Source organism: Vibrio sp. QJM3NY_35, assembly GCF_057785915.1.
This window is the reverse complement of record NZ_CM173508.1, coordinates 73,781-98,429: the sequence shown is the minus strand read 5'-3', so window position 1 is coordinate 98,429 and position 24,649 is coordinate 73,781. Positions and strand designations below refer to the sequence as shown.

At 42.6% G+C, this 24,649-nt stretch carries 17 protein-coding genes and 4 pseudogenes; 5 read left to right on the top strand and 16 right to left on the bottom strand.

Going from position 1 to position 24,649, the window contains the following annotated elements:
* Window positions 1-223 precede the first annotated feature (223 nt).
* Together AC3CH3_RS15900 and AC3CH3_RS15895 are read left to right on the top strand one after the other, a co-directional pair.
* Window positions 224-2,008, top strand: coding sequence for a sodium:solute symporter family transporter (locus tag AC3CH3_RS15900; protein ID WP_488538649.1), 1,785 nt, complete (start codon window positions 224-226; stop codon window positions 2,006-2,008).
* 257 nt (window positions 2,009-2,265) lie between these two features.
* On the top strand, window positions 2,266-3,480 hold the full coding sequence (locus tag AC3CH3_RS15895) for a right-handed parallel beta-helix repeat-containing protein (RefSeq protein ID WP_488538648.1): 1,215 nt from the start codon (window positions 2,266-2,268) through the stop codon (window positions 3,478-3,480).
* 71 nt (window positions 3,481-3,551) lie between these two features.
* Here AC3CH3_RS15895 and kdgR read toward each other — a convergent pair whose 3' ends face one another.
* From kdgR to AC3CH3_RS15875, 4 genes are all read right to left on the bottom strand, one after another.
* Window positions 3,552-4,334 (bottom strand): DNA-binding transcriptional regulator KdgR, encoded by a 783-nt coding sequence (gene kdgR, locus AC3CH3_RS15890; RefSeq protein ID WP_488538647.1) that lies wholly within the window; start codon window positions 4,332-4,334, stop codon window positions 3,552-3,554.
* A 401-nt stretch (window positions 4,335-4,735) separates the two neighbouring features.
* Window positions 4,736-4,921: a hypothetical protein gene (locus AC3CH3_RS15885; RefSeq protein WP_065677818.1), complete on the bottom strand. Its 186-nt coding sequence runs from the start codon at window positions 4,919-4,921 to the stop codon at window positions 4,736-4,738.
* Window positions 4,922-5,343: 422 nt separating this feature from the next.
* The gene (locus AC3CH3_RS15880; RefSeq protein ID WP_488538646.1) at window positions 5,344-6,573 is read right to left on the bottom strand and encodes a site-specific integrase; all 1,230 of its coding nucleotides are present in this window, start codon (window positions 6,571-6,573) and stop codon (window positions 5,344-5,346) included.
* A 177-nt stretch (window positions 6,574-6,750) separates the two neighbouring features.
* Window positions 6,751-7,596: a hypothetical protein gene (locus tag AC3CH3_RS15875; RefSeq protein ID WP_261839820.1), complete on the bottom strand. Its 846-nt coding sequence runs from the start codon at window positions 7,594-7,596 to the stop codon at window positions 6,751-6,753.
* Window positions 7,597-7,802: 206 nt separating this feature from the next.
* Between AC3CH3_RS15875 and AC3CH3_RS15870 the strand changes: the two genes are divergently transcribed.
* Window positions 7,803-8,024, top strand: a complete 222-nt coding sequence (locus tag AC3CH3_RS15870; RefSeq protein ID WP_261839821.1) for a helix-turn-helix domain-containing protein — start codon at window positions 7,803-7,805, stop codon at window positions 8,022-8,024.
* Window positions 8,025-8,039: 15 nt separating this feature from the next.
* On the opposite strand, the pseudogene tnpC reads toward AC3CH3_RS15870, so the two are convergent.
* The 8 genes and pseudogenes from tnpC to AC3CH3_RS15830 all read right to left on the bottom strand — a co-directional run.
* Window positions 8,040-9,391 (bottom strand): annotated as a pseudogene (gene tnpC / locus AC3CH3_RS15865) (IS66 family transposase); the annotation flags it as partial.
* A 38-nt stretch (window positions 9,392-9,429) separates the two neighbouring features.
* Complete coding sequence (gene tnpB, locus AC3CH3_RS15860; protein WP_261839822.1) at window positions 9,430-9,804, bottom strand: IS66 family insertion sequence element accessory protein TnpB; 375 nt, start codon at window positions 9,802-9,804, stop codon at window positions 9,430-9,432.
* A pseudogene (gene tnpA / locus AC3CH3_RS15855) lies at window positions 9,801-10,117 on the bottom strand (IS66 family insertion sequence element accessory protein TnpA). The gene tnpB and the pseudogene tnpA overlap by 4 nt, the downstream one beginning before the upstream one ends.
* Before the next feature lie 393 nt (window positions 10,118-10,510).
* Window positions 10,511-10,619: pseudogene (locus AC3CH3_RS15850) on the bottom strand (IS66 family insertion sequence element accessory protein TnpA); the annotation flags it as partial.
* 143 nt (window positions 10,620-10,762) lie between these two features.
* Window positions 10,763-12,028, bottom strand: a complete 1,266-nt coding sequence (locus AC3CH3_RS15845) for a hypothetical protein (protein WP_488538645.1) — start codon at window positions 12,026-12,028, stop codon at window positions 10,763-10,765.
* Window positions 12,028-14,940, bottom strand: coding sequence for a tyrosine-type recombinase/integrase (locus AC3CH3_RS15840; RefSeq protein ID WP_488538644.1), 2,913 nt, complete (start codon window positions 14,938-14,940; stop codon window positions 12,028-12,030). The genes AC3CH3_RS15845 and AC3CH3_RS15840 overlap by 1 nt, the downstream gene beginning before the upstream one ends.
* Window positions 14,934-17,363, bottom strand: coding sequence for a hypothetical protein (locus AC3CH3_RS15835; protein WP_488538643.1), 2,430 nt, complete (start codon window positions 17,361-17,363; stop codon window positions 14,934-14,936). Before AC3CH3_RS15835 ends, AC3CH3_RS15840 begins: the two co-directional genes overlap by 7 nt.
* A 13-nt stretch (window positions 17,364-17,376) precedes the next feature.
* Entirely contained in the window at window positions 17,377-17,937 is a 561-nt protein-coding gene (locus AC3CH3_RS15830; RefSeq protein WP_488538642.1) for a hypothetical protein, read from the bottom strand.
* Window positions 17,938-18,228: 291 nt separating this feature from the next.
* Between AC3CH3_RS15830 and tdh the strand changes: the two are divergent.
* Window positions 18,229-18,390: pseudogene (tdh, locus tag AC3CH3_RS15825) on the top strand (L-threonine 3-dehydrogenase); the annotation flags it as partial.
* Between the two features lie 128 nt (window positions 18,391-18,518).
* On the opposite strand, the gene AC3CH3_RS15820 reads toward tdh, so the two are convergent.
* The 3 genes from AC3CH3_RS15820 to AC3CH3_RS15810 form a co-directional block, all read right to left on the bottom strand.
* The gene (locus AC3CH3_RS15820; RefSeq protein ID WP_488538641.1) at window positions 18,519-19,745 is read right to left on the bottom strand and encodes a DUF819 family protein; all 1,227 of its coding nucleotides are present in this window, start codon (window positions 19,743-19,745) and stop codon (window positions 18,519-18,521) included.
* Window positions 19,746-20,287: 542 nt separating this feature from the next.
* Entirely contained in the window at window positions 20,288-22,213 is a 1,926-nt protein-coding gene (locus tag AC3CH3_RS15815; protein WP_019825753.1) for a monovalent cation:proton antiporter-2 (CPA2) family protein, read from the bottom strand.
* Window positions 22,213-22,830: an NAD(P)H-dependent oxidoreductase gene (locus AC3CH3_RS15810; protein ID WP_017069427.1), complete on the bottom strand. Its 618-nt coding sequence runs from the start codon at window positions 22,828-22,830 to the stop codon at window positions 22,213-22,215. Before AC3CH3_RS15810 ends, AC3CH3_RS15815 begins: the two co-directional genes overlap by 1 nt.
* A 303-nt stretch (window positions 22,831-23,133) precedes the next feature.
* Here AC3CH3_RS15810 and AC3CH3_RS15805 point away from each other — a divergent pair, with 303 nt between their 5' ends.
* A complete protein-coding gene (locus tag AC3CH3_RS15805) occupies window positions 23,134-24,210 on the top strand; it encodes a threonine aldolase family protein (protein ID WP_488538640.1) in 1,077 nt (358 codons plus the stop codon).
* A gap of 102 nt (window positions 24,211-24,312) precedes the next feature.
* Here AC3CH3_RS15805 and AC3CH3_RS15800 read toward each other — a convergent pair whose 3' ends face one another.
* The gene (locus tag AC3CH3_RS15800; RefSeq protein ID WP_017060906.1) at window positions 24,313-24,438 is read right to left on the bottom strand and encodes a hypothetical protein; all 126 of its coding nucleotides are present in this window, start codon (window positions 24,436-24,438) and stop codon (window positions 24,313-24,315) included.
* Window positions 24,439-24,649: the final 211 nt, after the last annotated feature.

Below are 24,649 nucleotides of genomic sequence, written 5' to 3'. Positions count from 1 at the left end.
AACTTAGCAAGTATAGATTGTAACTTTACTATGTTGGTTTTAATTGATGGTGAAATTAATTCTCAAAATGAAATTTTTGTGGCTCATAAATAAATGGAATAGATTGTTTATTCTAATTTTTCATGTCACTTATTTATTCAAATGAGATTGTGATTAATGTTCGGATAAAACGGGCAAATTAAAATAAATTACGTTGAAATAAAATAAATGAAAGGGAAGAAACATGATTGATATAGCAATCGTACTGGTTTACTTTGGCTTCCTTGTGGCAATTGGGGTCTTATTTAAATCCTTCAGTAACTCCACAAGTGATTATTTTCGTGGGGGCGGTAAAATGCTGTGGTGGATGGTGGGTTCCACATCATTCATGACAGCGGTTAGTGCCATGACGTTTACTGGCCACATGGGGAAAGCATTAACGGGTGGATTCGCAGTAGCGACAACAGTTTTTTATGCAAATGCACTTGGCTACCTGTGTAACTATCTGTTTTTTGCTGCAAAAGCGCGTCAAATGCGAGTGGATACACCACTCGAAGGCGTACGCATGCGATTGGGTGCCGTGAATGAGCAGGTTTTTACATGGGCTAACGTACCATTAAGTGTTCTTCAGGCCGCGATTTGGATCAACGCACTTGCGGTATTCTGCAGTGCAGTCATTGGGCTTCCTCTAGAATTAACAATCGTAGTTGCCGGTTCTGTTGTGTTGTTTATGTCTCTTGTTGGTGGTAGCTGGGCTGTTATCGCATCAGACTTCATGCAAATGATCATTCTAACGACAATGACGTTGGTAACAGGTGCTGTTGCGATTTGGAAATCTGGTGGCTTAACACCATTGCTTGATGCAGGCCTTCCTGAGCAGCCATTCATTGGTGACGGATACAACCACGCATACTTGTTTGTTGGTTGGTTTATCTTCATGTTTATTAAACAGTTCTTTAGTACGAATAACATGGTGGATTCATACCGTTATATTGCTGCAAAAGACACCAAAAACGCACGAAAAGCGGCTATTCTAGCTGGTACCTTGATGCTTATCGGTCCACTACTATGGTTTGTTCCAGCTTGGTATGTGGCAGCTCACTACCCGGATACAAGCACTTGGGGCTTGGATGGTTTGGGTAACAAAGTCGCCGACGCGACCTATTTTATGTTTGTAAGTCGCGAAATGCCCGTCGGAATGGTTGGATTGATGCTCGCTGCTATGTTTGCTGCAACCATGTCTTCGATGGACTCAGCGTTAAACCGAAATGCAGGTATTATTCTCAAGAGTGTATATCAACCATATTTCTGTAAAAATCACTCTGAGTCACACCTCATTTTTGTGAGTAAACTGCTGACGGCTCTATTTGGTATCATCATCATTGTTTCAGCGTTGTTCCTAACATCATTGAAACAGTTTGGTTTGTTTGATTTAACGATGTTGGTGAGTACGCTAATCGGCTTCCCAATCCTTATTCCGTCGATCATGTGTTTCTTTGTCAGAAAAACACCTGATTGGGCAGGCTGGGGTACGGTTATTGTAGGTATGTGTGTGTCAGGATTTATTGCCATTGTTCTAACACCGGAAGTACTACAATCAATTTTAGGTTTAGATCAGCCACTGACGTCTCGTGAATACACAGAAATGAAGTCGGTAACGTTAGGCTTGATAGGACACATGTCGATTACACTACCGTTCTTTGTTTGCTCACAGTTCTTTTATAAAGGACTACCAGCGAAACGAGAAGCTGAAGTTAAACAATTCTTTACCAACGTAGACACTGAAGTTGTCGTTGAAGATTGTCCAGAAAGTGTTGCGATGGATAATAAGCAAAACACTGTACTAGGTAAGATGGTACTTATCGCGTCTGTCTTTATCCTTTGTCTGACTCTCGTTCCTAACCCTTTGTGGGGAAGAATGCTGTTTGTCTTTATCGCAGCAATTCTAGCACTTATCGGTACCTTGTTAGTTAGGTCTGAACGTAAACTTGAAAGTACAAAAGTAACTCAATCTTCAGCAACCGTTTAGATATAAGATAATACTGAAACCCTTAATGAGTTAATTCCCATTAAGGGTTTTTGGGTTTACAGCGAACCATAGTTATTTTTACATCTGGGATTCTAGTTTTGTGGGCAAATTATGATATTGCTATGGGCAATAAGTTACCTTGTTGAGTGGTTATTTATATCAATTAATTAGGTAAGATAGATGCGGACGCCTTACTTTCTACTATGACAATAAAAATATTCATATAAATAGTAACTTAAATAAGATGAGACAAACTTATGAACCACAGTCATTTAACAAAAAACCTATCTCTCTTGATTCTCAGCTTAGTATCGAGCACCGTAGCCGCCGAAGACTGTACTTCAGCGCCGATAAACCCAAAGGGTGATACAAGCAAACTTCAAGCTGCGCTCCAACAAGCCACCAATACAGGCACTGAACTGGTACTTACGGGTACTTATTACATCAGCCAAGATACAAAAGTTTACTTGAGAAACGATCTTAAAGTAGATGCTAGCGAGGCTAGCTTTATTGCTACAAAGCAGTTGGATGGTGATATGTTTAGTTTCGATACGCACACCTCAAAATCGGATGAGTGTGGTGGCGCGAGTGTGCTAGCGAACTTTGATTGGACTGGTGGCACATTCAATATGTCAAAAGCCAAGGTTTCTACTGTTGTTCCACTTCGCTACAAAACCCCTGCGGGAAGAGAGGGAACAAAGCAGACAGCAGATGCGCTTTCAATCCGAGGTGCGACAAATTCAGGCAGGAGCAAACTTAACGAGTTACTTATTGAAGATATTGTTTTTATCGGTACTGAAAATGACACTGACCCTTATTATCTAGCTGGTGGAGATAGCGGAATCCTCATGACGGGGGCACTAAAAGCAATTATTAGAAACAGCAGCTTCTTTGGCGTTCGTGATGCAGCAATCTATGTTTCTGCTGGGGGCGTATCAGGAGAATATGGAGATCACTTCACACTGGTTAACAACTACGTTGAAAGAGCTTATGATGGCATCACGAGCAAACGAGGCGCTGATAATATCAAGATGCAAAACAATATCATGAACGATGTCGTAGTAGGTTTGAGTATCAAGAGAGTGTATGACGGTTGGACTGCAACCAACATTAATATTTCTGAAAATAGTGTGTCAAACTCGGTTAGACCGATTAGTGTAGAGCGAGCTAATGATGTTGTGATAGACAGTAATCGTATCGATAATCTTGGCTCTATTGTTGCTGATTCTCCGAAACCAACAAACAAGTATGGGCAGCAATATGAAGGTATCGCACTCAACGGCGCTCAAGGGAGTAATCGTGTGACGAACAATATAATCAACGGAATCACGCAAGACGACTCACGCGAGAAAGATACAACGACATGGGGTATTGTCCTTCGTCCGGAAGATGGTCGAGAAACAACGAATGTTGTTATCGAGGACAACAGTTATTCTAGGCTCGATAAGTGGGTAAATAGAATATCGCTTTAGTCTGCATTTGAGAGTGTCTCTTTTTATCTGAGTGGCTCTTCAGGTTTCGCGACCACGATGAATCCAAAGAGCTAGATTGGGTAATGGTGATACCCGAGGTTCTTAGAAATGTTACGAGCCGCATGATGCAATGAGCTAAAGTAATCGCGTTTTCTTTTTTCATCAAATCGATTTGTCGGAAAAGAGATTGAAATTGCCGCTGCGGCTTCTCCAAATCGGTCAAAAACTGGCACTGCAATACATCGTAACCCTGGCTCTTGCTCTTCAAGATCTTCCGCATAATGTTGATGTTTGACCCAATCTAGCTCCGCTAGCAGATGCTCTACAGTTTTGTGTGTTTTGTCTGTGTGAGCTTTGAATTCCACAGGAGAGAGTAGCCCCCTGATTTCGGACTCAGAGAGGTAACTCATGATAATCTTGCCAATTGCGGTACTATAGAGAGGAGCTTGTCGCCCGATTCTAGAATGCATTCGAAAGTGATAGTTTGAATCTACTTTGTGAAGGTAAATGATCGCATCTTCATCGATCACGCCTAGGTGAACGGTTTCATTAAAGGCACTGCAGACAGTCGCCATTTCCTTGTTTGCTGCGTCGACAAGATCAACATGAACAAGCGCTTTTGAACCAAGCTCAAACAGCTTGGAAGTTAGTTCGTACTTCTCTGCATCCCTATTTTGCTGCACAAACCCTAAACTCGTCATCGTTTGTAAAAAACGGAAGGTCGTTGCTTTCGACATCCTCAATTGCTTTGAGAGCTCAGATAGGCCAGCCTCTTTTTGGTCCGCTAAGGCAGAGACGATATTAAATACCTTTAGTACTGAGGAGACGGCTCCTGGCTGGGTTGTTTTTTCCATTTCATGCCCTCGGCTTCGTTTAAATCAAAAAGTCATCACATATAGTTTTGCTAACTCTGCGATCTCATTTTGATAAACTTTAGTGTTGAGTAAAAGGCTAAGGTTTGCAGTGTTGACTGGCAGATTTAGTGCTAGCCTTAATCATTCTAGCCAGGGAGCGGCGTTATAGGTAATTAAGCTTGTACTAGCGCAAGTAGAGGTCTGGTATCAGTTGCGACAAAGACAAGCTTTACCTTGCACTTTGAATATTCACGTATTAGTAGGTCAATGCAAAGCCTGATGGTTATATCTTTGAGTTAAAAGAATGTAATGAAAAAAGGATTTATCAGATTTTTTGATCTAACTGATGAATGTCCTCTTTATGATCACAAAGCGATTCGGGAACACATCTTTGATCAAACTTAATTTTCAGATATTGAGCTTTCGTTCATGTAATCTAATACAGAAATGGTCAAACTATTGTCCTCCGACAAGATGTACCCTAGGAGTTCTTCTGGTGGCATTCCATTTACTAAAAGATGTATTTTGGCCGCAAGTTCTTTCATTTCTTTCAGAATGTCTGCCGCAACTTGTGCTTGTTCAATCAATTGAAGTGCCTTATAGATAAAGTGGAAATTTAGCTCGTTACTGAACCGCTACGAAATCGATGGACACAAGCATGCCTGTACGATTACCCAACTATTAGCATATTGAGTCATAAAGGAAATTTGATCAAATAATGAGATTCAAGAATGTTGCGAGTAATGACCCTAAGTAAGAATGAAGCAAAACCTTCTCAGAACGAAAGACAAACGACGATAAAAAGCATCGAAAAGTTTCGAGCTTTATTGTCGAGGGAACAAACTATCAATCTTTGTTGTTCCCCAATGTTTTAAAAGGCCAACAAAGTTGGTTTTGGAGGAACCAAGCATACTGAGTTGTGTGGTAAAAAGGTTCGGTTTCGTTAGTTATTAGCGCATCAATGGATAATAAGTGAATCGAGGGGTAGACCTTGGTCAGTGATTTGCTATCACTGACCAGTCGTTTTATGTACTTTACTTAACTCTACCCAAACACGATCGGATTCTTTCTTGTTGGACTCCTGAAGCCACTTGCCGTAGATCTTCGCAACCATTGTAATATCCGCGTGACCCATTTGTTGGGCAAGGTAGCTAATATTGATGTTTGCATGAGTGATCATCCAACTAGCGTAAGTGTGTCGGAGTTGATATTGATTGCGGTACTTTATACCAGCATTATCACAGAGCGAGCGCCAAATTCGACCGATGCCACGAAGCCCGTAGTAATCATAGTCACTTCCTTTTTGAACTCGGACCGCTTTAGGATTGAACACAAAATGGAGTTGTTCACATCTCTTTGCCTTACCGGGTAACTCCACTGCATACTCTTTCGCTGGAAATGAGTCCGTAAGTAGAAGCTGTGACTTTAAAGCTTCAATGGCTGGTGGTAATAGATCTACATGTCTCTCTTTATCGGTTTTGGTTGTTTTCAGGCCACGGTCTACATAAGTCGATCTGCGGATGTGGAGCGTGCGCTTTTTAAAGTCGACATCCTCCCATGCTAGTGCACATAGCTCACCAGTTCTAATGCCTGTATAAGCAAACAAGGTAACTATGTTTCGGTGCTGTAACTGCATGCAGTTGGAGATTGCATCATGAACTTCTTCTATTGAGAATGGCTCGATATTCGGCTCACTTTCCTTTACACGAGCTAGGATAGTAGAGAGGTCTCGGGGTACATAATCCATAGTGAAAAGCCATTTAAGAAATGCATTCACCGTGACTAAGTTACGATTAATTGTTCTACCACTGCGGCCATTAACAAGTTCTCTTTTATACTGCGCTAATGATCTAGGTGACAGGGTATCAGTACTGCGGTTACTACCGTAGATCTTGCAGAAATCTCGAAGTACCCAGTCATAACGTTGTAGTGTAGAGCGCCTTACATCTATAGAAACCTCGTCGATGTATTGCGCGGCTAGTTGGCTGATCTGTTGACCTTTAGGCCTCCCAAACCCATGCTTAGAATCAGGGAAATGCTGAGCATAATTGAAAGTGCCAATCTTCATCTCATGCAAGATAGTCTGGCGCTTTCCTGCTGCAAATTTTATGTTCTGCTTAGTTGGACTTAAGCCGAGAGCTTCTCGGTAACGCTTGCCTTTGTAATAGAAGACAATTCGTAACGTTGAACCGTGACACTCAATACCCGATGGTAGAGCTATTGATAAGTTCGATGCCATCTGTTCCACTCCTCTATATCGGCCATCCATGTGCCATTCACTTTCTTGAAAACCGTAGATGGATAGACACCTTCGTGAATTCGGTTGCGTAATGTCTTCGGAGAGAGACCAATAAGCCCCGCAGCTTTGTTAAGCGTTATGATGGCTACTTGTGTGTTGTTCATAAAAGCCTCCGATTTATTTGTTCGGAAAGATGCTATCGGATTCAACATAGTGAACTGAGCCACAATAACCTTGTGGGTTTGTTTCACTTGCCTTAGCGTAATTACGGTGGTGCTTGTCAATTAATTTAGAAAGTGGATACATCAAATAGTCCGAGCATGATTGAGTACCCAATTGAATATCATCGTGGACGCAAATACCGCCACTTGTTGACTGGGATAGATGAGAAGAGAGGCAACGAACTTCAACGTGGTTATAGCTACCATCGACTTTATTGATCAGCGTGAGACAAGACCTTCCAACATCGATATTGTCGATAAAGTAGTGATCTGTTAGTAGTAACCCGGCTAGGTGAAGTGCTTTTTGGTCGGTCGTTGGGAGCAGGGCATCAGAAGTTTTAAATAATGACACTGAGGGGTAATGAGAACCGGTTGATAGCTCAACCGTAAGACCGTTAATAAGAGTGTTGCCATTACTATATTGCTTTTCGATCTCTTCAAAAAACATCTGGTAGATCATGTAAGGAATAGTGATTTGTTGCCCAGGTGAATAGCATACGCCATGAGCAGCTAGCCAGTCAGAAAAACCATATTCTGAGAGTCCTAGTGAATTCTTGAACTCGTCTAGACAACCAATGGTCTTATTGAATTTCGTTGTGTTCATGCCACTGTGCAGCAGTTCATCAATCGTCAAAAAAGGAGCTTTACACAGCACCTTTGATACATAGTCAAGTAGGCGAACTTGCTCCTCAGTTACTCCCATGTTGAATACTGGTGTGAAACTGACAGAGCGGGCAAAGGTCTCTTGCTGTTCGAGTAAGTACATTACGGCATTACGTTGGTATTGATTGAGTGTCTTCACTGGTCTACCCCTCAATTAAATTAGCACCCAAAGGTCATTATTAACCCTCTTGAGGTACATAATAGTCCTCGATTATTTGCTGTCAAGGTTCTTTTTGATTCTCTAGGGTGTTATTTTATGGCTATAAAGGTAGGTTAAATTGAAGGAATAGATTTCGGATAGAAATTTTGCGTATAATGAAAAGATAATTCAGCGAAGATATCCCTATGATTAAGTGCCATTTATCGACCATTATGGGGTCGAAAAAATTAAAAGTATCTGATGTAGTACGAGCGTCTGGAATCAACAGAAATACTATTACTCGCCTTTACCATGAAACGAACAATCGGATTGATTTCGATACTTTAGATATTCTTTGTAAGTACTTAAATTGTACGGTGGGGGAGTTACTGGAGCGTGTCGATGAGAGTGATCTAGCAGAAAAATAAGAGCCAAACGTTGCTGATGCTATAAAGCATCGCGCTCGCATCAGCAACGTTTGGAGTGTTAGAGAACAGCCAATTTTTCCTGCCAATGACCAGTGGTTTAATTGCGCGTTCAGCGCGATTATTATCGATAGATAAGTGACCATCGTCGATATAACGAATGAGTTTAGGCCATTGCCCGAGTGTGTACTTTATCGCTTTGCCTAGTGGGCTAGAGCCTATCACCTTCTGGGTTGTCATCCATTGGTAAAGATCATCCAGTATCGGCTTGGCAAGCGCTTGACGCTCTGCTTTTCGCTCTTCGGCAGGCGCACCTTTTAAGCGTGATTCTATCCCGCAGAGTTTTTGGGTTTTAGCCAGCGCCTTATCAGCCTTACCTTTACCTTGAAGTTTCTTCGCGTCCATGAACTTGCGACGAGCATGCGCTAAGCACCCCACATTGGTGACTTTATGAAGTCCATCATAAGCTGCGTAGCCATCGGTTTGTAGATAACCGTTGTAGTCACCTAAACAGTCCACGGGACACGCCCTCGCGCGACTGTTTTGGTAGTCGTACAAGGCGATATTTTTCACATTAGGCAGTGCCGCTTCGGGCGAGTCAGCGCCTGAGCAGTAGAGCCACATATAACACTGCTTCTCTTCTTTGAGCACATTGAGCGGCGTTTCATCCGCCTGAACCACCACTTGTTGAAGTAGGTGCTCCTTCAAGGCGGCATACAGCGGGGCGAACTTCTCGCTGACTTGGATGACCCACCTTGCCATCGTAGTGCGTGAGAGATCGATACCCGACTGGGTAAGCAGCGATTCTTGGCGATAAAGTGGCATTGCGTATTGGTACTTACCAAGAGTGATGCTGGCCAACAAGCTTTCTGTGGCGAAGCTTTTAGGAATAAGGCTCTGAGGGGATGGTTTCTGAACGATACGGCTGCTGTCGCTTGTTTTCTCGCACTGGCGGCAAGCGTACTTAGGGCGAACATATTCCAACACCTTGAGTACCGCAGGCGTGAACTCAAGCTTCTCGCTACGGTCTTCACCGATTTTATGCAGGTTATGATTGCAGCAAGCGAACGGCTTTTCATGGTCGTCTAAATCGAGTTCGATAACCTCACGAGGTAAGGTCTTAGGCAGAGGTTTACATTTTTCGTTGTGGTGATCGTCGTGACTTCAACTTCTTCTTCCTTAGCGGCTTCACATTCCGCTTCGTTGAAGAGATCACTTTGGGATTCATCGTAAGGCTTTAATGCCTCCGAGCGTTTCGCGAACTGGCGCTCTTGTTTCCACTCATTTTTCTCCGACATCAGAGCGGCTACCATCGCTTGTAGCTCGGCAATATTTTGGCTTTCTGGGTTGATATTTGGCGTCTTTTTCATGGCATTGATTATACTGAAATCGCGCCGTTAACGCTTGGTTAATAAGGCTTTATTCTCGATTGACTCATTGTAAAATAGTTTATTTTCACGGGTTCATGGCCGATAGCTGTGAAGCCTGAAAGCAGTCTATCAAGCTCAAATTGTGTCAGGGTAAACACCTGATTGTTCTCTTTTGAAGGCCACTTATACTTGGCTTTTTCAAGGCGTTTGTACCAGAGGGCGAAGCCTGTTTTATCCCAGTACAGCACCTTAATCTTATCGCGCTGTTTATTGGTAAATAGGAACAGCGCACCGCTGCCAAGAGGCAAGTCCGTGTCATTTTCGATAATCGCGGCAAGACCATTAATGGATTTTCTAAAATCGACGCTTTCACGATAAAGGTAAATGTCTGGCGGGCTGAGCATGCCTTTCATGACAATGCTCCAATGAGTTCAGCAAGATAGGTGGCTGGCGTACCTTGAGGAATGCTCAGTTCCACATCATTGATGGTAAGTGTCATGTTCGCCGTGGCTATCTGCGCCTGATACTTGGTTGTCTTTTCAACGATTTCAGCTTTAACAAATCCGACAGATTCCGATTGGTTGCTGTTTGGAGTTGACGCCGCTTGGTAAAGAACGTGGATAAACTCAGTCCATGTTGTTCGCAAAAAGCGCGCTGGGTAATATTGCTGCTTTCATATTGTTCAAACAGTGTTTGCCATTCTAGGTTGGTGCGTCGTTTTGCCATTTCAACTCTCCTTTGGGTTGGAGAGTTGATCTTATTCTTCATGCTGAAAGATTAGAATGCGGGGTTCATGACACGCTTACGGACAAAGACATCGAGGCTGTAAGTCCAATGAACCACTTCTGAAGGCCTGAACCAAGGTTTTAGATAAACGGGTAACAAATTCTCAGTGTGTGCGGAGTCTCAGTAAAGAGTAGAAACCCTACAGCTACGTTAGGAATAGGTGGAGAAGTCGGAAACGGATCTGCAACTAACGAAGAGAGGCAAGACACAGTGGCGTTGAAGTTAGGCAGTTCATCTAAGCCAACGAATGTTGGTATACCTTGGAACCGCCGTATGCGACCCACGCTTGTACGGTGGTGTGAGAGAACGGAGGCCGCGAGGCCTGCTCCTACTCGATTGGAGTTGACGCCGTTTGGCAAAGAACGTGGATAAACTCCGCACTGCTGCTTTCATATTGCTCAAACAGTGTTTGCCATTCTAGGTCAGCGCGTCGTTTTGCTATTTCAAATCTCCTTTGGGTTGGATAGTTGATCTTAGTTTTCGTGCTGAAAGATTAGAATGCGGGTTTTATGATGCGCTTACTTTACATCAATATAGAAGTGAAAGTTATCGCAGTGGCTCGTTGTTACGGGTGTCATCAACACATTATTCTTCTTTTAGTAGTAAGACAAAGTGCTTTCTACGTTCATTATTTGTAAAAATGACGCGATTTTTGTCAATGTCAAAGCCCCAGAGTAGTTCGCCGTCAGAATAGTTTAAGACAGAAACCAAAGACCATAAGCTCAAAGATATAGGTGTTGCTAACGTGTTGGGTGGAATCGGCATTGGGTAATCAATAGATGAATGTACATTATCCTGCGAGAGACTAAGAGTCGTGAGATCTGATTGAAAGTGCTGATCTATATGTAACCGAGCTTTTTTTTCATCGTTGGCAACATTGAGGTTTACCAGGGTTTCTTTCAATGTGTGCGTACTAAATGAGTTGAAATACTCATTGTCCAGTGAACGGAATTGTTCGGCAACGCTTGCTCCATCCCAGGTGGGTTGAGTTTGTCTAAAAGCACATTGCCATTGACCTCTAGACAAAGATAAGTGGGACTGACAAATATCAACCCGAACTGAGCCTGAAACCTGACTTAGCAGACCCGTTAATTTGCTAAGGGCAGATATGTTGATGTGTGCCAGTCGGTTATTATAGGCGAAATTTTGTGTATCGCATTGTATATCAAGCTCTTGGCTGGCAAACCATTGAGATTTCCGTGAATACAAACTGATGTAATTATGTGACTCATTTATTTTAGGCTCTAGAATTAGCTCGCAGCTTTTAAATTTGTTGTTATCCGGTTTGATGTCGCCTCCTTCTTTAGCCAATAGCTCAATCAATTTGAGCTCTTTGCAGAGCGTCGCTGCATCGACTTTAAACGAGCACTCATTGCCATTAAATAGAAAATCATATTCATTGAGTTTTCGATGCTCGATAGATTGAATACTGTAACGTGGACCCGTTCTATTCGTGATCTTAGGAGTATATGCTGGTGGCTCAAAAAGTGATATTTGTGATGGGTGAGTTTCTTGGTAGGTTGCAATATAGATTTTATTTTCATCTGGCAGTCCCAGCCATACAGGTTCATTAACGCCTACCTTACTAAGTATTGAAACGAACCCCCGAGCGGGCACCTCTAAATAGCGGTTTTTGAGAAGAGTAGATTGTACGATTGGCCACCGATAAGTCGCATAGAGACCTGAGCGAACGGATAAGTGAGTGCTGATTTCAAGAACTTGTTTTTGGACATCAATATATACACCAAAATAAACGTGGGTGGAGTCAGTCCCAATAATGGCTCTGACCATGAACTCTAATAATTTAATTCTACCGCCTACTTCTAACACGAGACTGTTGCGACATTCCATTAGTACCCTTTATCCTTTACAAAAATGAGAAAATCAAAGTAATCAATGATTTGTTTGATAATTAGTTCAATATGAATCCATAATGGCCACCTAAGCCGATAAGGACGCAATGCAGCAGTGAGTTGCCCACTGACTTCAATTTCAAAAATAGGCGAACCAAATTTTTGTATTAGCTTTTGCCACTGATCTATTGATGTGGAATGAGCGTCCCCGACCAACTTGATGGCAATTGGTTGCAGGTTGAGTGATTGGTAAATGGTCAAAGCGTTGTGTAACTCTCTATACTGGGTAATGTCTCGTTTTTGGCTGAGCAACCGAAGAAATTTTTCGCATCGGTTTCTCATTCTGTTTAAGTTTTTGAGAGGCTTGGTGTGCCATGTGTCTAGGTGCAACGATAATGTCAACCACGCACTGGCTTCGTTAGCTTTGGGGATGAATACGTTAGGAGCGCACTGAGTGGATTGTAACCATGCAATTAAAGTACTGTTGCAGTCTTTATCGTCAGCGTGATGATGCAGTTTTACGAGCTCAGTCGTGTAAACGGAAAATGGGAGATTACTACTAATACGGGGGGCATTGTCGACGAACGTTGTCGAAATATCGTAATAAGTACTCACACCCCAATGGTGTTTGACCCAATGGCGTAGAGAGTCTAGATGAACAATACCAGTTAGGCTTCTGTCGTTTTCCGATTGAAATAGCTGTTTTTGACGCTCGAAGCCATAATTTGAGTCTGATGTCCAATAGCGAAGGGCTGCTTTGGTGACAGGACGCGGCTTTGCGTTAATTACGATAGAGACCCAGTCTAATAAATGAAGGTAGCTTCCAATCGTTATTGAAGGCGACGCATGACCGAGTTGGCTACTCACCCAACTGAGTATAGGAAAATACGGTGTTAACCTCTGACCACATATTTTGAATGACTGTTTGATTTTTTCTCTCTGTTCACTGGAAAAAAGAACGTGTTGATTGAAGTGTAATTTCGGTTCAATGGGAGGTTTAAAGGCTATGACCGACAATAAATAGGTCCAATTGTTTGCAGTACAGTGTCGTAAGGAATGTGTGACCAAATCAGGATCTTTGAGTTCATCTCTTAGGTACTCGATAAATATCTTCTCTTGATTAGCATACAAAGATGAATCAAAAAGCGTATTATCTTCGTCCTGTGTTGACCTTAAAATGATACGACGCTCGTTTATTAAAGTGCTGATACTTTTAAGTGCATGATTTGGAATCAGCGCCAATGGGATCTTCCGGTGCGCGTTTTTTGACTTTCGTTTTTTAGCATCAGTAACATAAAGCAATCCGGTATTGAAATCGATGTCCATTATTTGTAATGAAAGCGCTTCATCTTCTCTTAACCCTGCGTAGTAACAAAGCTGCATAAATACGACAATCGGAAGAGGGCTATGGGCATGAGGTGGGTAATAACGACGACATAAAGCATCAAACATGGCTGGCGGAATATAATGTACGCGGGTTAGTTGTTCATGATGAGAGAGCTCTAAAGCGTCGACCTCAATCCTAGGAAAGTCATCGAATTGTCTACAGTACGTTAGGAATCGAATAACGGTACGTTGTCTATCGTTGTTTTTTAATGCATCAAGCCCATATTGGCATCGCGCTTCAAGCTCATGCAGTGGCAGATCTAACACCCCATCCTCAAATCCTGCAAGCTTAATAAAAACACTAATGGCCGATTGATAGGTGAGCAGTGAGTCAACAGCAAGTGTGGGCTTCCAAGGTGATCCATATAGAAAAAGGCTCGTTATCCAGTGAACGGGTAGTGCAATTGTCCAATGGTGCCTTTCATTCTGTAGGCATATTAGTGAAGACTTACAGTACTTGGCAGCGGCACTTCTCCGATCTTGAGTTGGGGATTGAGTTTTAAATTGTTCAAGTGCTTCCCTAAGTTGTCGATGAGTATTTTTCGACCTTGATTTATCTTCGCTGGTGAGAGTGTTATTCCAAACAATGCTACTGGTAGGCAAAACTTTAGGTGATGGTCTACTTGGCTCTGGGTTCTCAACTACCGTTCCTGCAAATGTTCTTACGAAGGTATGCGGTTTTAATGGGTGATGATTTTGCCATAAATGACTTATCCCTTCAGAACGGTCTAGTATCGACAAATTCTGTACCATCGCATCGATGGGTAGTGCCTCGATAAGTGTTGCGATGTGCTGTGGGTACTGGAATTTAGCGAATGTTTTCCAGTCTATTAAGCTCTCCTTAAGCCGTATTTTTTGACGTGAACAAGGCAGTGCGTTCATGGTCAATTGTACGCGTCTTAATGCGAGAATCGCCTCTTCTACTGCGTAGATTCGTCGATTTGAATTGGGGAGTAATGTACTGACAATAGGGTAAGTACCAATAATTGTTTGCCATGCTTCGTTCGGTAGCATAATGAGCGCCTCTAACTCCTGCATTGTTTTCAATTCACAGCGATAGGCTACGGTTAAAATCGCATGCCCTAGACTTGCGCTCTCTATATTGACAAGTGGTACAGTTGACACCTTCGATGTAGGGTGATGGTTGAAAAGACAATCCTTTAATGCCTCGATAACCCTTATAGGGGGAGTGGTGTCATTAAATAGAGGTTTCTCATCTCGAAGTGGCAGGGAAACCGTAGGGCTGAATAGATTTGGATTTAGCTGCTGGTGAGCCTTATACAAAGTGATAAGTACATGGCTAGTGGCGCGCAGTTCATGTGCAGTTTCCGCTTGCGCCGTGAGCAGTTTTGCTAGTTTTTTAAGAATGTGTTTCGGTAAATCGACATTATTGTAAAATAGGCGAGATTCCAATTTATAAGCTCGATGAATGACGATAATGAGTGCATTTCTAAGCTCGGAAGGCTCCGTATCAGGCAGTGCTGTGTCAATTTTGAAAATCCACTCTTCTAGACTACCTAACATCCGCCCCCCTTAGGTTTATATTGCCGCATTTTGTTCGTGATAATGACATCCCATTTTTCTACTGATGCCCAGAAACCATGAGTATGGTTAGCTGCATTGTAATGCTTGACTTTCTTTTGCATTCGCCGTTGTACTTCTACCGAAGTACTTATCGAGCACAATGAGAATTCGCCTAAAGTATTCTGCCCACGCTTGTAGTGATTCATTTTCTGATTGAGTTCGCTCTGTTGAAAATCGCCATGGGGCTCTAATGCCATTTGGATAATTTGATGTGCGCATAAGTGACGAAAGCTACCAGGGTCAATTGGTGCGAGGTATCTCTCACTTAATCGACTAATGACTTGAGGAGACATCGCTTGCAACTGGTCATCAATCAGCACAGACAAACAGGGGGCGTGAGAAGGGCAATAATGAGGCCTGAGATTTTGAGAAAATTTCTGATAGTCTTGCAGCAATCCTGATAACTCTTCAGATAATATAAGTAGTCTCCTTTCTTCATTATGGTGTACTCGTTTATCTTGCACTACCATGATGCCCGCACTCCAGGCGCAGTTTTTATCGAGGGGATAAGGGGCTTTTACGGGGCGCAGTGCAAGCTCAACCGCAGTACGAATATGCAAGTACAATCCAATCCGTTGTGAGCAGTCAGTGTCAGAGATTTGTCTATCTTGGCTTTCTATTGGTGAGAGTAATGCTTCAAATAAGTCTCGAAAAAGCGTATCTCTGAGAGTAATCGCACTGCCGAGCTGCTGATGAAAGGTGTCATTGAGAGTCGAACCACTGTCTGTTTGTGAAGACCATCCAAGCTCATTAGGTACGCCAACAAGCGTTATAAAATGAAACCAATGCCGATTAAGCAAAGATGAAAACGCGGATGTTTCAACATTCACATAGTGCATGAGTACGCTGCCATTTTGATTCAAGTAGTCGCTCCACACCGAAGGCAATGATTGTGCATAAAAGTGCTGAAAGGCATGGAATAGAGCATTTGGGGTTACTTTAAAAGGGAAGGTTGGTTTGCTTTCTTTTATTAAAGTTGAGAGCCATTTATTTTGTTCACTAGCAGATCGAGCAAGCGCCGAATCAAGTGAGATGTTGTGTCGCTTATTTGCGGGCAATGTTCGTAATATCAGATTCAACAGCGTACCTAAAGGCCAAGGAAGTTTGAGTTCAATATAAGTTTGGTTTGAGTAATACTGTTTGGCTCCCTGTGGGGCTTGCTTACCCTTGAACAGACGCCGAGTAGATAATCGAAGTGAGGATGCACAGTCTCCTTTTTTATCAAGGATATAGGTAATAGAGGTGTCTTCTGGTGAGTCTCCGAGTTTATTGGCTTGATTGAATAATATGGGATTGAATTTGATGTTCCCTAACAATAACCGTAAGAAAAATAGAAACCAACAAATACGATCTTCCTCGGTAAGCCGATTGAGTTGATTCGTAAAAAGTTCGGGGCAATGATGAGTTAGCCAGCATTGCAATTCGCTCGGTGTTAGTGCTGCCATACTCATTGGCAGTTTTTGGTTGTTCCGAGCAATAGCGTTCTCAACTCCAACTCGATGAAATTGATAGTGTCTTTTTGCTTGATCGTGGGTTAGTGAAGGTGAGCCTTTGAATGTGGGATCGTCTAATTCATAAAAAGCACTTTTTTCATTGCCATCTCTATCTACAGGGGTACAAACAGTGATTGATTGACCCAACGCTGTCGTCATGTTGTCTTTGTATTCATTGTCACTTTTATATGGGTGGTATGGTTTCCGTTTTCGAGTTGGGTTAGGTGGAGAAATAAAATAGTGACTGAACCTACGCAGTTCAGGGGATGAGCGGCATAAGTTTGACAGTTCAATTTGAGACAGCTCTTTAATGTCACTTAATATGAAGGTATCTTCTTGAGATAATGTTCGCCTCGCATTATCAAAGTCCAATAATTGTTCATAAGTCAGATTTTCCATGCAGAGTTGCAAGCGTGCTAGCAGCCAGAGCCAAGTATTCTTTTGCCCTTCATCTGGTATGGAGTGGATAAAAAGCAGTGTACTGTAGAGTGGGAAGTCGGTGAGGTGTGTATTTAGTTCAGACCTCTTAGCATTGCATGAAATAGTCCTGATATCTTGATTATTAATAGACATGCAATGGCATAGTTCATCAATGCAATTTTTTAATAGGTATAGTCGATTCTGTTGCAACTGGTTAGGGTGATTTGTAAGTTGAACATGGATATCTAACCAGCGATAGATAATGCTCTTATAAGAGTCGATAAAGCGAATACTGGCAGGAGTAGGGCACAGTTGCCATAAATAATTGAGACCTATTCGCCTATGTTCTATGAGCAGAGTGCTTGCAAATTCTGGAGATAGGAAGTCTAGATAGACTCCTGATTGGGTTAAATCGACTGGAAATACGTTAGATTGTTGTAGAAACCACATAGCAATCTTCCGTTCATTTGTTAGTGTTATTTGAAGGTATTTGTCGCGTCACTTTTTGCCACGTGAAATCGCTGGAGTCGATATGTGCTTCTGGAGATAGTTCTGGTGATTCAGTTAATTGCTTATGATGCCGACGCAGCAAACTACGCTCACAATTTATTAGTTGGGCCCACTGTTTTTGGTTTAAGAAGGGAGAGTAGTCACTGTTGATTTGCTCTTTCCGTTTTTGTTCGAGTCCATAGAGATCTTTATTATTTATGGAAGACAGGTGTTTAAGGATGAGTCGTGTATAGATATGTTGGTTAACTTCAGCGATGCTATTGACTACTTCAACAGTGATAGAGGCTATTTGCGTTTCTGGATAATGAGAACGAAGCCAGAGGAGTTCATCGAGGTACTCGACAGGGTAGAGTTTTCTTCTGTATTGAACGACTTTTATTGGGCTTATGCAGGCGATAAGGCAGTCTAAAACATGCGGATGTGCAGTAAGGTGATTCAAGTAACGAGCGATTTCATCATGTGGATATATCTCAGTCTGGATGTTGATTTTTTTTAATGAGATTGCCGTTACCATAAATGCCCCACCTAACCGCACAGTATTATGTAACGTTTATGTTACCAGACTTATTTATGAGACGTAAAGGTTTTTGGTTGAAATTTAACCGTAATGAAAGAGGGAGGACTGTTAAAAACAGAGTTTTTCAGTTAAGCAACGTTTTAATTATGCAGCATAAATGCAACATTGTAAGTCAGGTTTTTGCTTAACATTTAAGATTTTTGTTTTAAATTTATCGCCCCAAATTCGCCCCAAATAGAGGTTGTTTTATAGCAAGTTATTGAAATTAAATTACTTTTTCCCTTGGTTCGTAAAATGTTCGAAACTTGGTACAAGATGGCTTCACTAATCCAGTCTGGCCTAGATCTAACACCAATCATTACTCACCACTACAAAGTGGACGACTTCCAGAAAGGCTTCGACATGATGCGCTCTGGTATGTCAGGTAAAGTAATTCTTGATTGGGAATAAGCTTTAGCTGAGTAACAAGATATTAGAAAGGCGACAGTTTTTACTGTCGCCTTTTTTACATCTCGGAACTCAAGAAAATGGGCGATATGATCAAGGTTCAGTTGCCCATTTTTTACAGCAATGAGTTGTTAACCCAATGCAGCAGCCTGCATGATTAGGCCACAGATGTAAGCGCCGTATGTACCGAGTGCGTAACCAAGTACAGCCATTAGAATACCTACTGGAGCTAATGCTGGGTGGAATGCTGCTGCAACGATAGGAGCTGATGCAGCGCCACCTACGTTGGCTTGGCTACCTACAGCCATAAAGAACAATGGAGCACGGATCAGTTTCGCCATCGCTATCATCAGAAGGGCATGGATAGTTAGCCATGTGATACCAATGAAGAAGTAACCAGGGTTGTCTAGGATAGCTGTCACATCCATTTGCATACCGATAGTTGCGACAAGAATGTAGATGAATGCCGAACCTACTTTTGATGCGCCGCTGTGCTCAAGGCTACGTGTCGATTTGAAGCACGAAGCGATCAACGCGAACGTTGTTACCATGACAATTAACCAAAAGAAGCCAGATGTTAAGCTGTATTTTGCAAGCTCTGGTGCGTTGGTTGAAATCCATGGTGCAATCATGTCACTGAAGTAGTGAGCTAAACCCGTTAGACCAAATGCGATAGCAGTGATCTTCATTAGATCAGTTGTAGTGGTAGGGCGTGCGTTCTCTTCTTGGTATTTTGATACCGTCACTTTTAGCTCATCAATAGATGATGTGTCTGCTTTCAGCCATGCGTCAATCTTCTTCTGGCGGCCTGCCATAACAAGCAGCACTGCCATCCAGATATTTGCACAGATAACGTCAACGGTAATCATTGCTGAGAACAGTTGGTCGTCAACCTCGAACACTTCTTTCATCGCTGCTTGGTTCGCGCCACCACCAATCCAAGAACCAGCTACCGTTGTTAGACCGCGCCATACGTCGCCAGATACAAGGTCAGGGTTAACTTGGTCGATAATCAGAATAGCCAGTGGGCCACCAATGATGATGCCGACAGTACCGGTCAAGAACATGATGACGGCTTTAGAGCCAAGCCCGAAGATTTTACGAAGGTCTGCTGAAATGATCAGAAGAACTAATGCACCTGGTAATAGGTAGCGGCTTGCCACAAAGTATAGCTTCGAGTTTGAAGCATCAATGATGCCAAAGCTGTTTAATAGCGAAGGAACGAAGTAACAGAGTAATAGACCCGGAACGAACGAGTAGAATTTTTTTAGTGCGCTGTTTTGGCTACTTTCCGTGATAAATACACCGCCAAGAATAACAGCTAACATGCCCATAATTACGGCATCATTAGTAATCATTATTATATCTCCTTTAAGGTGAGCGCAAAGGTCTCACTTTTTGAATTGCAGGACTATACCGACAACCGCCATTCGTTACAAATTGTAACGATAGACATACTTTGAAATGTTTATGTTAATTTTGATGGTTTGAATTTGTGAATGTCGTGCGTTATTTATTTGATTTATGAATGAATCTGTTAGGGCTTTTGCGGCGTATTTCGATATATGCAATGTAATTCAAGCCTTAGAGAGTGGTCGCTAAGAATTGGGTGGGTGCTTGTATGGTAGGAATGAGTGCATATATAGCCATGTTTATGGTGTGGTTTATGCAGGGGTGGAATGTTTCAATAATGTAAAGATTGAATCCACTTTTGCTATGTGGTCAGAAATTAAAAATCTTAGCTAGATCACACAAATCTCTCGGATTACGAGTATCAGCACTTGATACTTTTATGCTCATTTGAGGTTTTGTCGGGGTTAAATGAAAGAAAAAGCGGCTCAAATAGCCGCTTTTGATGGTTGAATTGCATGGTTATCTAGAGCTGAAGTCTAGATGCTACTTAAGACTCTTCTTCCTCAAAGCCATCTGCATAGCCTTTCGGTGGAGGTGTCCAACCACGTTCAGAGCGAGAGTGCTTGTCTGAACGGTCTTTCTTCATATCTTCTTTCATTGCTTCCTCAAGGTGAATGAAGATTTGTCGGTAGTTGTTGTCGTAGCGTGGATTCTCTTCCGCTTCAGACCAAGCTTGGTAAAGCTTTTCAGACTTACGACTCTCAACGCGTTGATACGTCGATTTTTGCTGCTCGACGAAGAATGGATGATGACCCAACGAGCGTAGTGCTTGTGCGCCCATTTCTAGTGCTGAGTGGTAGGTTTCTGATTCTACGAAATCAGCACCAGCCTCTCTTAAGCGGTAACTATGACCACGGTCGAACGCACGAGCCAAGATTTTTACGTTAGGGTAGGAGTGCTTAACGTATTTGACCAACTCCACGCTTGAGTCTTGGTTGTCGATAGCCACAACCAACATTGCAGCTTCTTCGATACCAGCGGTATGTAATAAGTCATGACGTGTCGCATCACCAAAGTAAGATTTGATATTGATAGAGCGCAGTAAGTCTACTTGGTTCGCTTGGTGATCCAGAACCACCGTATTGACATCGTTCGACACCAACAAGCGGTTAACGATTTGACCGAATCGACCAATGCCCGCGATGATAACGGTGCCTTTCTCTTCGATGGTATCTTCTTCGCGGTCGTTAGATTTTTGTTCGTAACGAGGAAGAATCACTTTATCAAATAAAATGAACAGCCCTGGCGTTAGGAACATTGAAAGTGCCACAACCAGCGACAATGTTTGGACGATGTCAGCAGGTAATACGTGGTTTTGAGCTGAGAAGCTTAGTAGTACAAAACCAAACTCACCGGCTTGCGCCAAGCTCAGTGTAAACAGCCAACGGTCACTGTTTTTGATTTTGAATATCAATGCCAACGTAAATAGCACCAAGGCTTTAAGAAGCATAACGCCAAGGGTTAGGCCAATGATCAAACCAAAGTCGTTGAATAGAACATCAAAGTTGATGCCTGCACCTACGGTGATGAAGAACAAGCCAAGTAGCAGCCCTTTAAACGGGTCGATATTGGACTCAAGTTCGTGGCGGAATTCACTGTTCGCTAAAACCACACCCGCAAGGAAGGTACCCAAAGCCGGAGATAGGCCGACTAGGCTCATCAGTGCAGCAATGCCAATCACCAACATCAGTGCGGTTGCAGTAAAGATTTCACGCAGGCCTGAGCTTGCCACGAAGCGGAACAGTGGACGACTCAAGAAGTGTCCGCCGACCACAACAATCGCAATAGATGCTGTGATCACAAGGCCATAAGCCCAACCGGGTAGGCCAGCGACGAGGCTTAACTCTTCATGGTGATCAGAAGCCGAAGCAACCGCGCTTTGTGCAGCTTCAATTAATTCTGGCAAGGCTAATAGAGGGATAAATGCCAACATAGGAATGACGGCAATATCTTGGAACAGTAGGACTGAGAAAGCGTTCTTTCCGCCTTCTGTTTTGGATAGCCCTTTTTCGTTAAAGGTTTGGAGTACAATCGCGGTAGATGACAGTGCGAAGATCAAACCGATAGTCAGTGCGATCGTCCAAGGCTGCCCAAAGAACAGAGCAATACCCATTACAATCGCGGTAGTGCCACCAACTTGCAGGCCACCCAGCCCCATAAGTCGGTTCCTCATTGCCCAAAGCATCTTAGGTTCAAGCTCAAGACCGACTAAGAACAGCATCATAACCACACCGAACTCGGCAAAGTGTTGGATCGTTGTGGTCTCTTCACCTACCAGACCAATGATTGGGCCAATCACAACACCAGCAATGAGGTAACCCAATACAGAACCAAGGCCAAGTCTTTTGGCAATAGGCACGGCAATAACTGCTGCGACTAAGTAGATAAATGCTTGTAGAAAATATCCCGTCATTATTTAACCTCTGCCATTAGTTCTTCTACGTAGTGGTTGAGTTTTTCTGCTTTGCTGGCTTTCTTGATATTGATCTTGCCAGCAACTAACGCCTCTAACAGCACTTTATAGCTATCGACATGCTCTTGAATGCGGTTTTCTTCCAAAGCGGTACGCGAGCCAAATAACGCAAAGGGCGCGAGATAGTTCATCCCGCACAGAGAAGCGGTTTGTTCGATTGGGTGAAGCAGTTCTCGAATCGTGAAATGGTTGTAACCATCACTTTGGTAGGCATCTTTTTTACCTCCTGCAGTAATGCTACATAACAATTTCTTACCCTGTAGTTCATTGCCTTCGGCGCCGTAGGCGAAGCCGTATTCAAGAACAAGGTCTTGCCACTCTTTAAGAATCGCGGGTGTTGAGTACCAATACAAAGGGAACTGAAAAATGATGATGTCATGGTCTAACAGGCGTTTCTGTTCACGGTCGATGTTGATTTTAAATGTCGGATACTCGGCATAGAGATCGACACAGGTAACACCGTCAACGCGTTTGGCTTGTTCAAATAAGGGTTTGTTTGCTTCAGAACGATGTTGAGAAGGGTGAGCGAATAGCACCAAGACTCGATTTTTCGACATATAGCCCTCTTTGTCCATTAACGAATAATATTTATTGGAATTATAGATATACAATAATAGAAGAATGGTTGAACAACAACGAATTAGCCCATACTTATCTATTTAGATGCGTGTGTTTTTAGGTACTTAATTATATAAAACATCCGTCAATTTGAGTATTTCTGGCACAAGCCGCCGATGACTGAGTAAAACTAATTATTCACGAATAATAAAAGCGAATATGGGCATTTTATGTCACCGTTGGTGGGTAACGTAAATAATCCAATAACCCTACATAGAACGATAATGAATAAAGGAAAAACTATGAGCATGGACTTGCGTCAACAATGTGATTTGTTGCTTTCCGGTCACCTAGAACCGACTCCAGCACAAACATTCGCTCAGATGGCTGAATGGTGTGAGGCACACAATGTGAGCCATGATAGCTACGGCGATGGTGAGTTTATCGAGAGCTTCGAAAACAAAGTCGCGGAACTGCTAGGATATGAAGCGGCTGTATTTGTGATTACTGGCACCATGAATCAACCAACAGCATTAGAAATTGCGTGCCAAGAGAAAAGAAACCCAGTAGTGGCGATGCATGAATCGAGTCATATTATGCGTCATGAACGCCAAGGGTATCAGCTCCAAAACCGATTCAACGTACTTCCCGTTGGCAACGTATTTCGCACTTGGAATGTTGATGACTTAAAGGCGTGGCCTGATGAGATTGCAGCCGCTCTATATGAATTACCCATGCGTGAAATCGGCGGCCAATTACCAGAATGGGATGAGCTTGAAGCGATCAAGCAGTACTGCAAAGAACAATCAATTCACCTTCATATGGATGGTGCGCGTTTGTGGGAATGCGGCGCCTATTACCAAAAGTCATACAGCGAGATTGCTCAGGGCTTCGATAGTGCTTATGTTTCGCTGTACAAAGGTCTCAATGGCCTTGGGGGGTCGTTATTGTTGGGCGATAAAGCCTTTGTAGCGAAAGCATCTGCGTGGATGAAGCGCCAAGGTGGCAATGTTTATCACCGAACGCCTTATATGGTTTCAGCAGCAATGCAGTTTGATGAGCGATTAGAGTTGATGCCATCACTGTTTGAGCGAACAAAACAGATCTACCAAATCTTATTAGACTATCCTCAGTTCACTGTTAATCCGCAGCAACCGCAGGTCAACATGCTTCACCTATATTTACCTGTGAACTATGAAGACGGCATTATTGTGAGAGATAACATAGCGAAGAAACACAAGATTTGGATAGGAAACCCAGCGATCAGTGAGTTGCCAAACCAATGTAAGATTGAATGGTATGTAGGGGATAACCTACTAAATTTGCCTGATCATGAGCTGATAGACATTCTAGATTTTATTAGCGAAGAGCTGATTTGATCACGGAAGAGCTGGCTGAAGAAGAACTGATCTAATTGGAACTGAAATGGATACAGGAAAAGGTTCTTATATCCATTTATATAGCTAGGATGTCCGGCTCTGTTACATATACTGGTTGATGTACACATCAACTAAGAACATGAACACTGGAACCGTGCTGAGAAGTCCGAAGAAGACGATTGGCACCCAGTTTTTCATTTTCTTTTTAGGTTGCTCAGTGTTATTCATAAATTCGGCCTTAAATTTGTTGTTGAGTCTGTTTAGCTTTTTGGTACTAAAAATCTAAGTGTATGGTATCAAATAAATGGGTTTAGCCCTATGTAGATTTAGAGAACCGTGGTGTATATCAATCACATAAAATGTAAGTGATTCATAAACGGTTCATAAAGGTTCAACAATAATGAACCTAATAGAACAAGCATTGCCTTACTCGGCATAT

Bases quoted from the DNA above. Each gene is read 5' to 3' on its own strand.
- AC3CH3_RS15900 (WP_488538649.1), top strand. From the start codon at position 224: ATGATTGATATAGCAATCGTACTGGTTTACTTTGGCTTCCTTGTGGCA.
- AC3CH3_RS15895 (WP_488538648.1), top strand. From the start codon at position 2,266: ATGAACCACAGTCATTTAACAAAAAACCTATCTCTCTTGATTCTCAGC.
- kdgR (WP_488538647.1), bottom strand. From the start codon at position 4,334: ATGGAAAAAACAACCCAGCCAGGAGCCGTCTCCTCAGTACTAAAGGTA.
- AC3CH3_RS15880 (WP_488538646.1), bottom strand. From the start codon at position 6,573: ATGGCATCGAACTTATCAATAGCTCTACCATCGGGTATTGAGTGTCAC.
- AC3CH3_RS15870 (WP_261839821.1), top strand. From the start codon at position 7,803: ATGATTAAGTGCCATTTATCGACCATTATGGGGTCGAAAAAATTAAAA.
- tnpB (WP_261839822.1), bottom strand. From the start codon at position 9,804: ATGAAAGGCATGCTCAGCCCGCCAGACATTTACCTTTATCGTGAAAGC.
- AC3CH3_RS15845 (WP_488538645.1), bottom strand. From the start codon at position 12,028: ATGGAATGTCGCAACAGTCTCGTGTTAGAAGTAGGCGGTAGAATTAAA.
- AC3CH3_RS15840 (WP_488538644.1), bottom strand. From the start codon at position 14,940: ATGTTAGGTAGTCTAGAAGAGTGGATTTTCAAAATTGACACAGCACTG.
- AC3CH3_RS15835 (WP_488538643.1), bottom strand. From the start codon at position 17,363: ATGTGGTTTCTACAACAATCTAACGTATTTCCAGTCGATTTAACCCAA.
- AC3CH3_RS15830 (WP_488538642.1), bottom strand. From the start codon at position 17,937: ATGGTAACGGCAATCTCATTAAAAAAAATCAACATCCAGACTGAGATA.
- AC3CH3_RS15820 (WP_488538641.1), bottom strand. From the start codon at position 19,745: ATGATTACTAATGATGCCGTAATTATGGGCATGTTAGCTGTTATTCTT.
- AC3CH3_RS15815 (WP_019825753.1), bottom strand. From the start codon at position 22,213: ATGACGGGATATTTTCTACAAGCATTTATCTACTTAGTCGCAGCAGTT.
- AC3CH3_RS15810 (WP_017069427.1), bottom strand. From the start codon at position 22,830: ATGTCGAAAAATCGAGTCTTGGTGCTATTCGCTCACCCTTCTCAACAT.
- AC3CH3_RS15805 (WP_488538640.1), top strand. From the start codon at position 23,134: ATGAGCATGGACTTGCGTCAACAATGTGATTTGTTGCTTTCCGGTCAC.
- AC3CH3_RS15800 (WP_017060906.1), bottom strand. From the start codon at position 24,438: ATGAATAACACTGAGCAACCTAAAAAGAAAATGAAAAACTGGGTGCCA.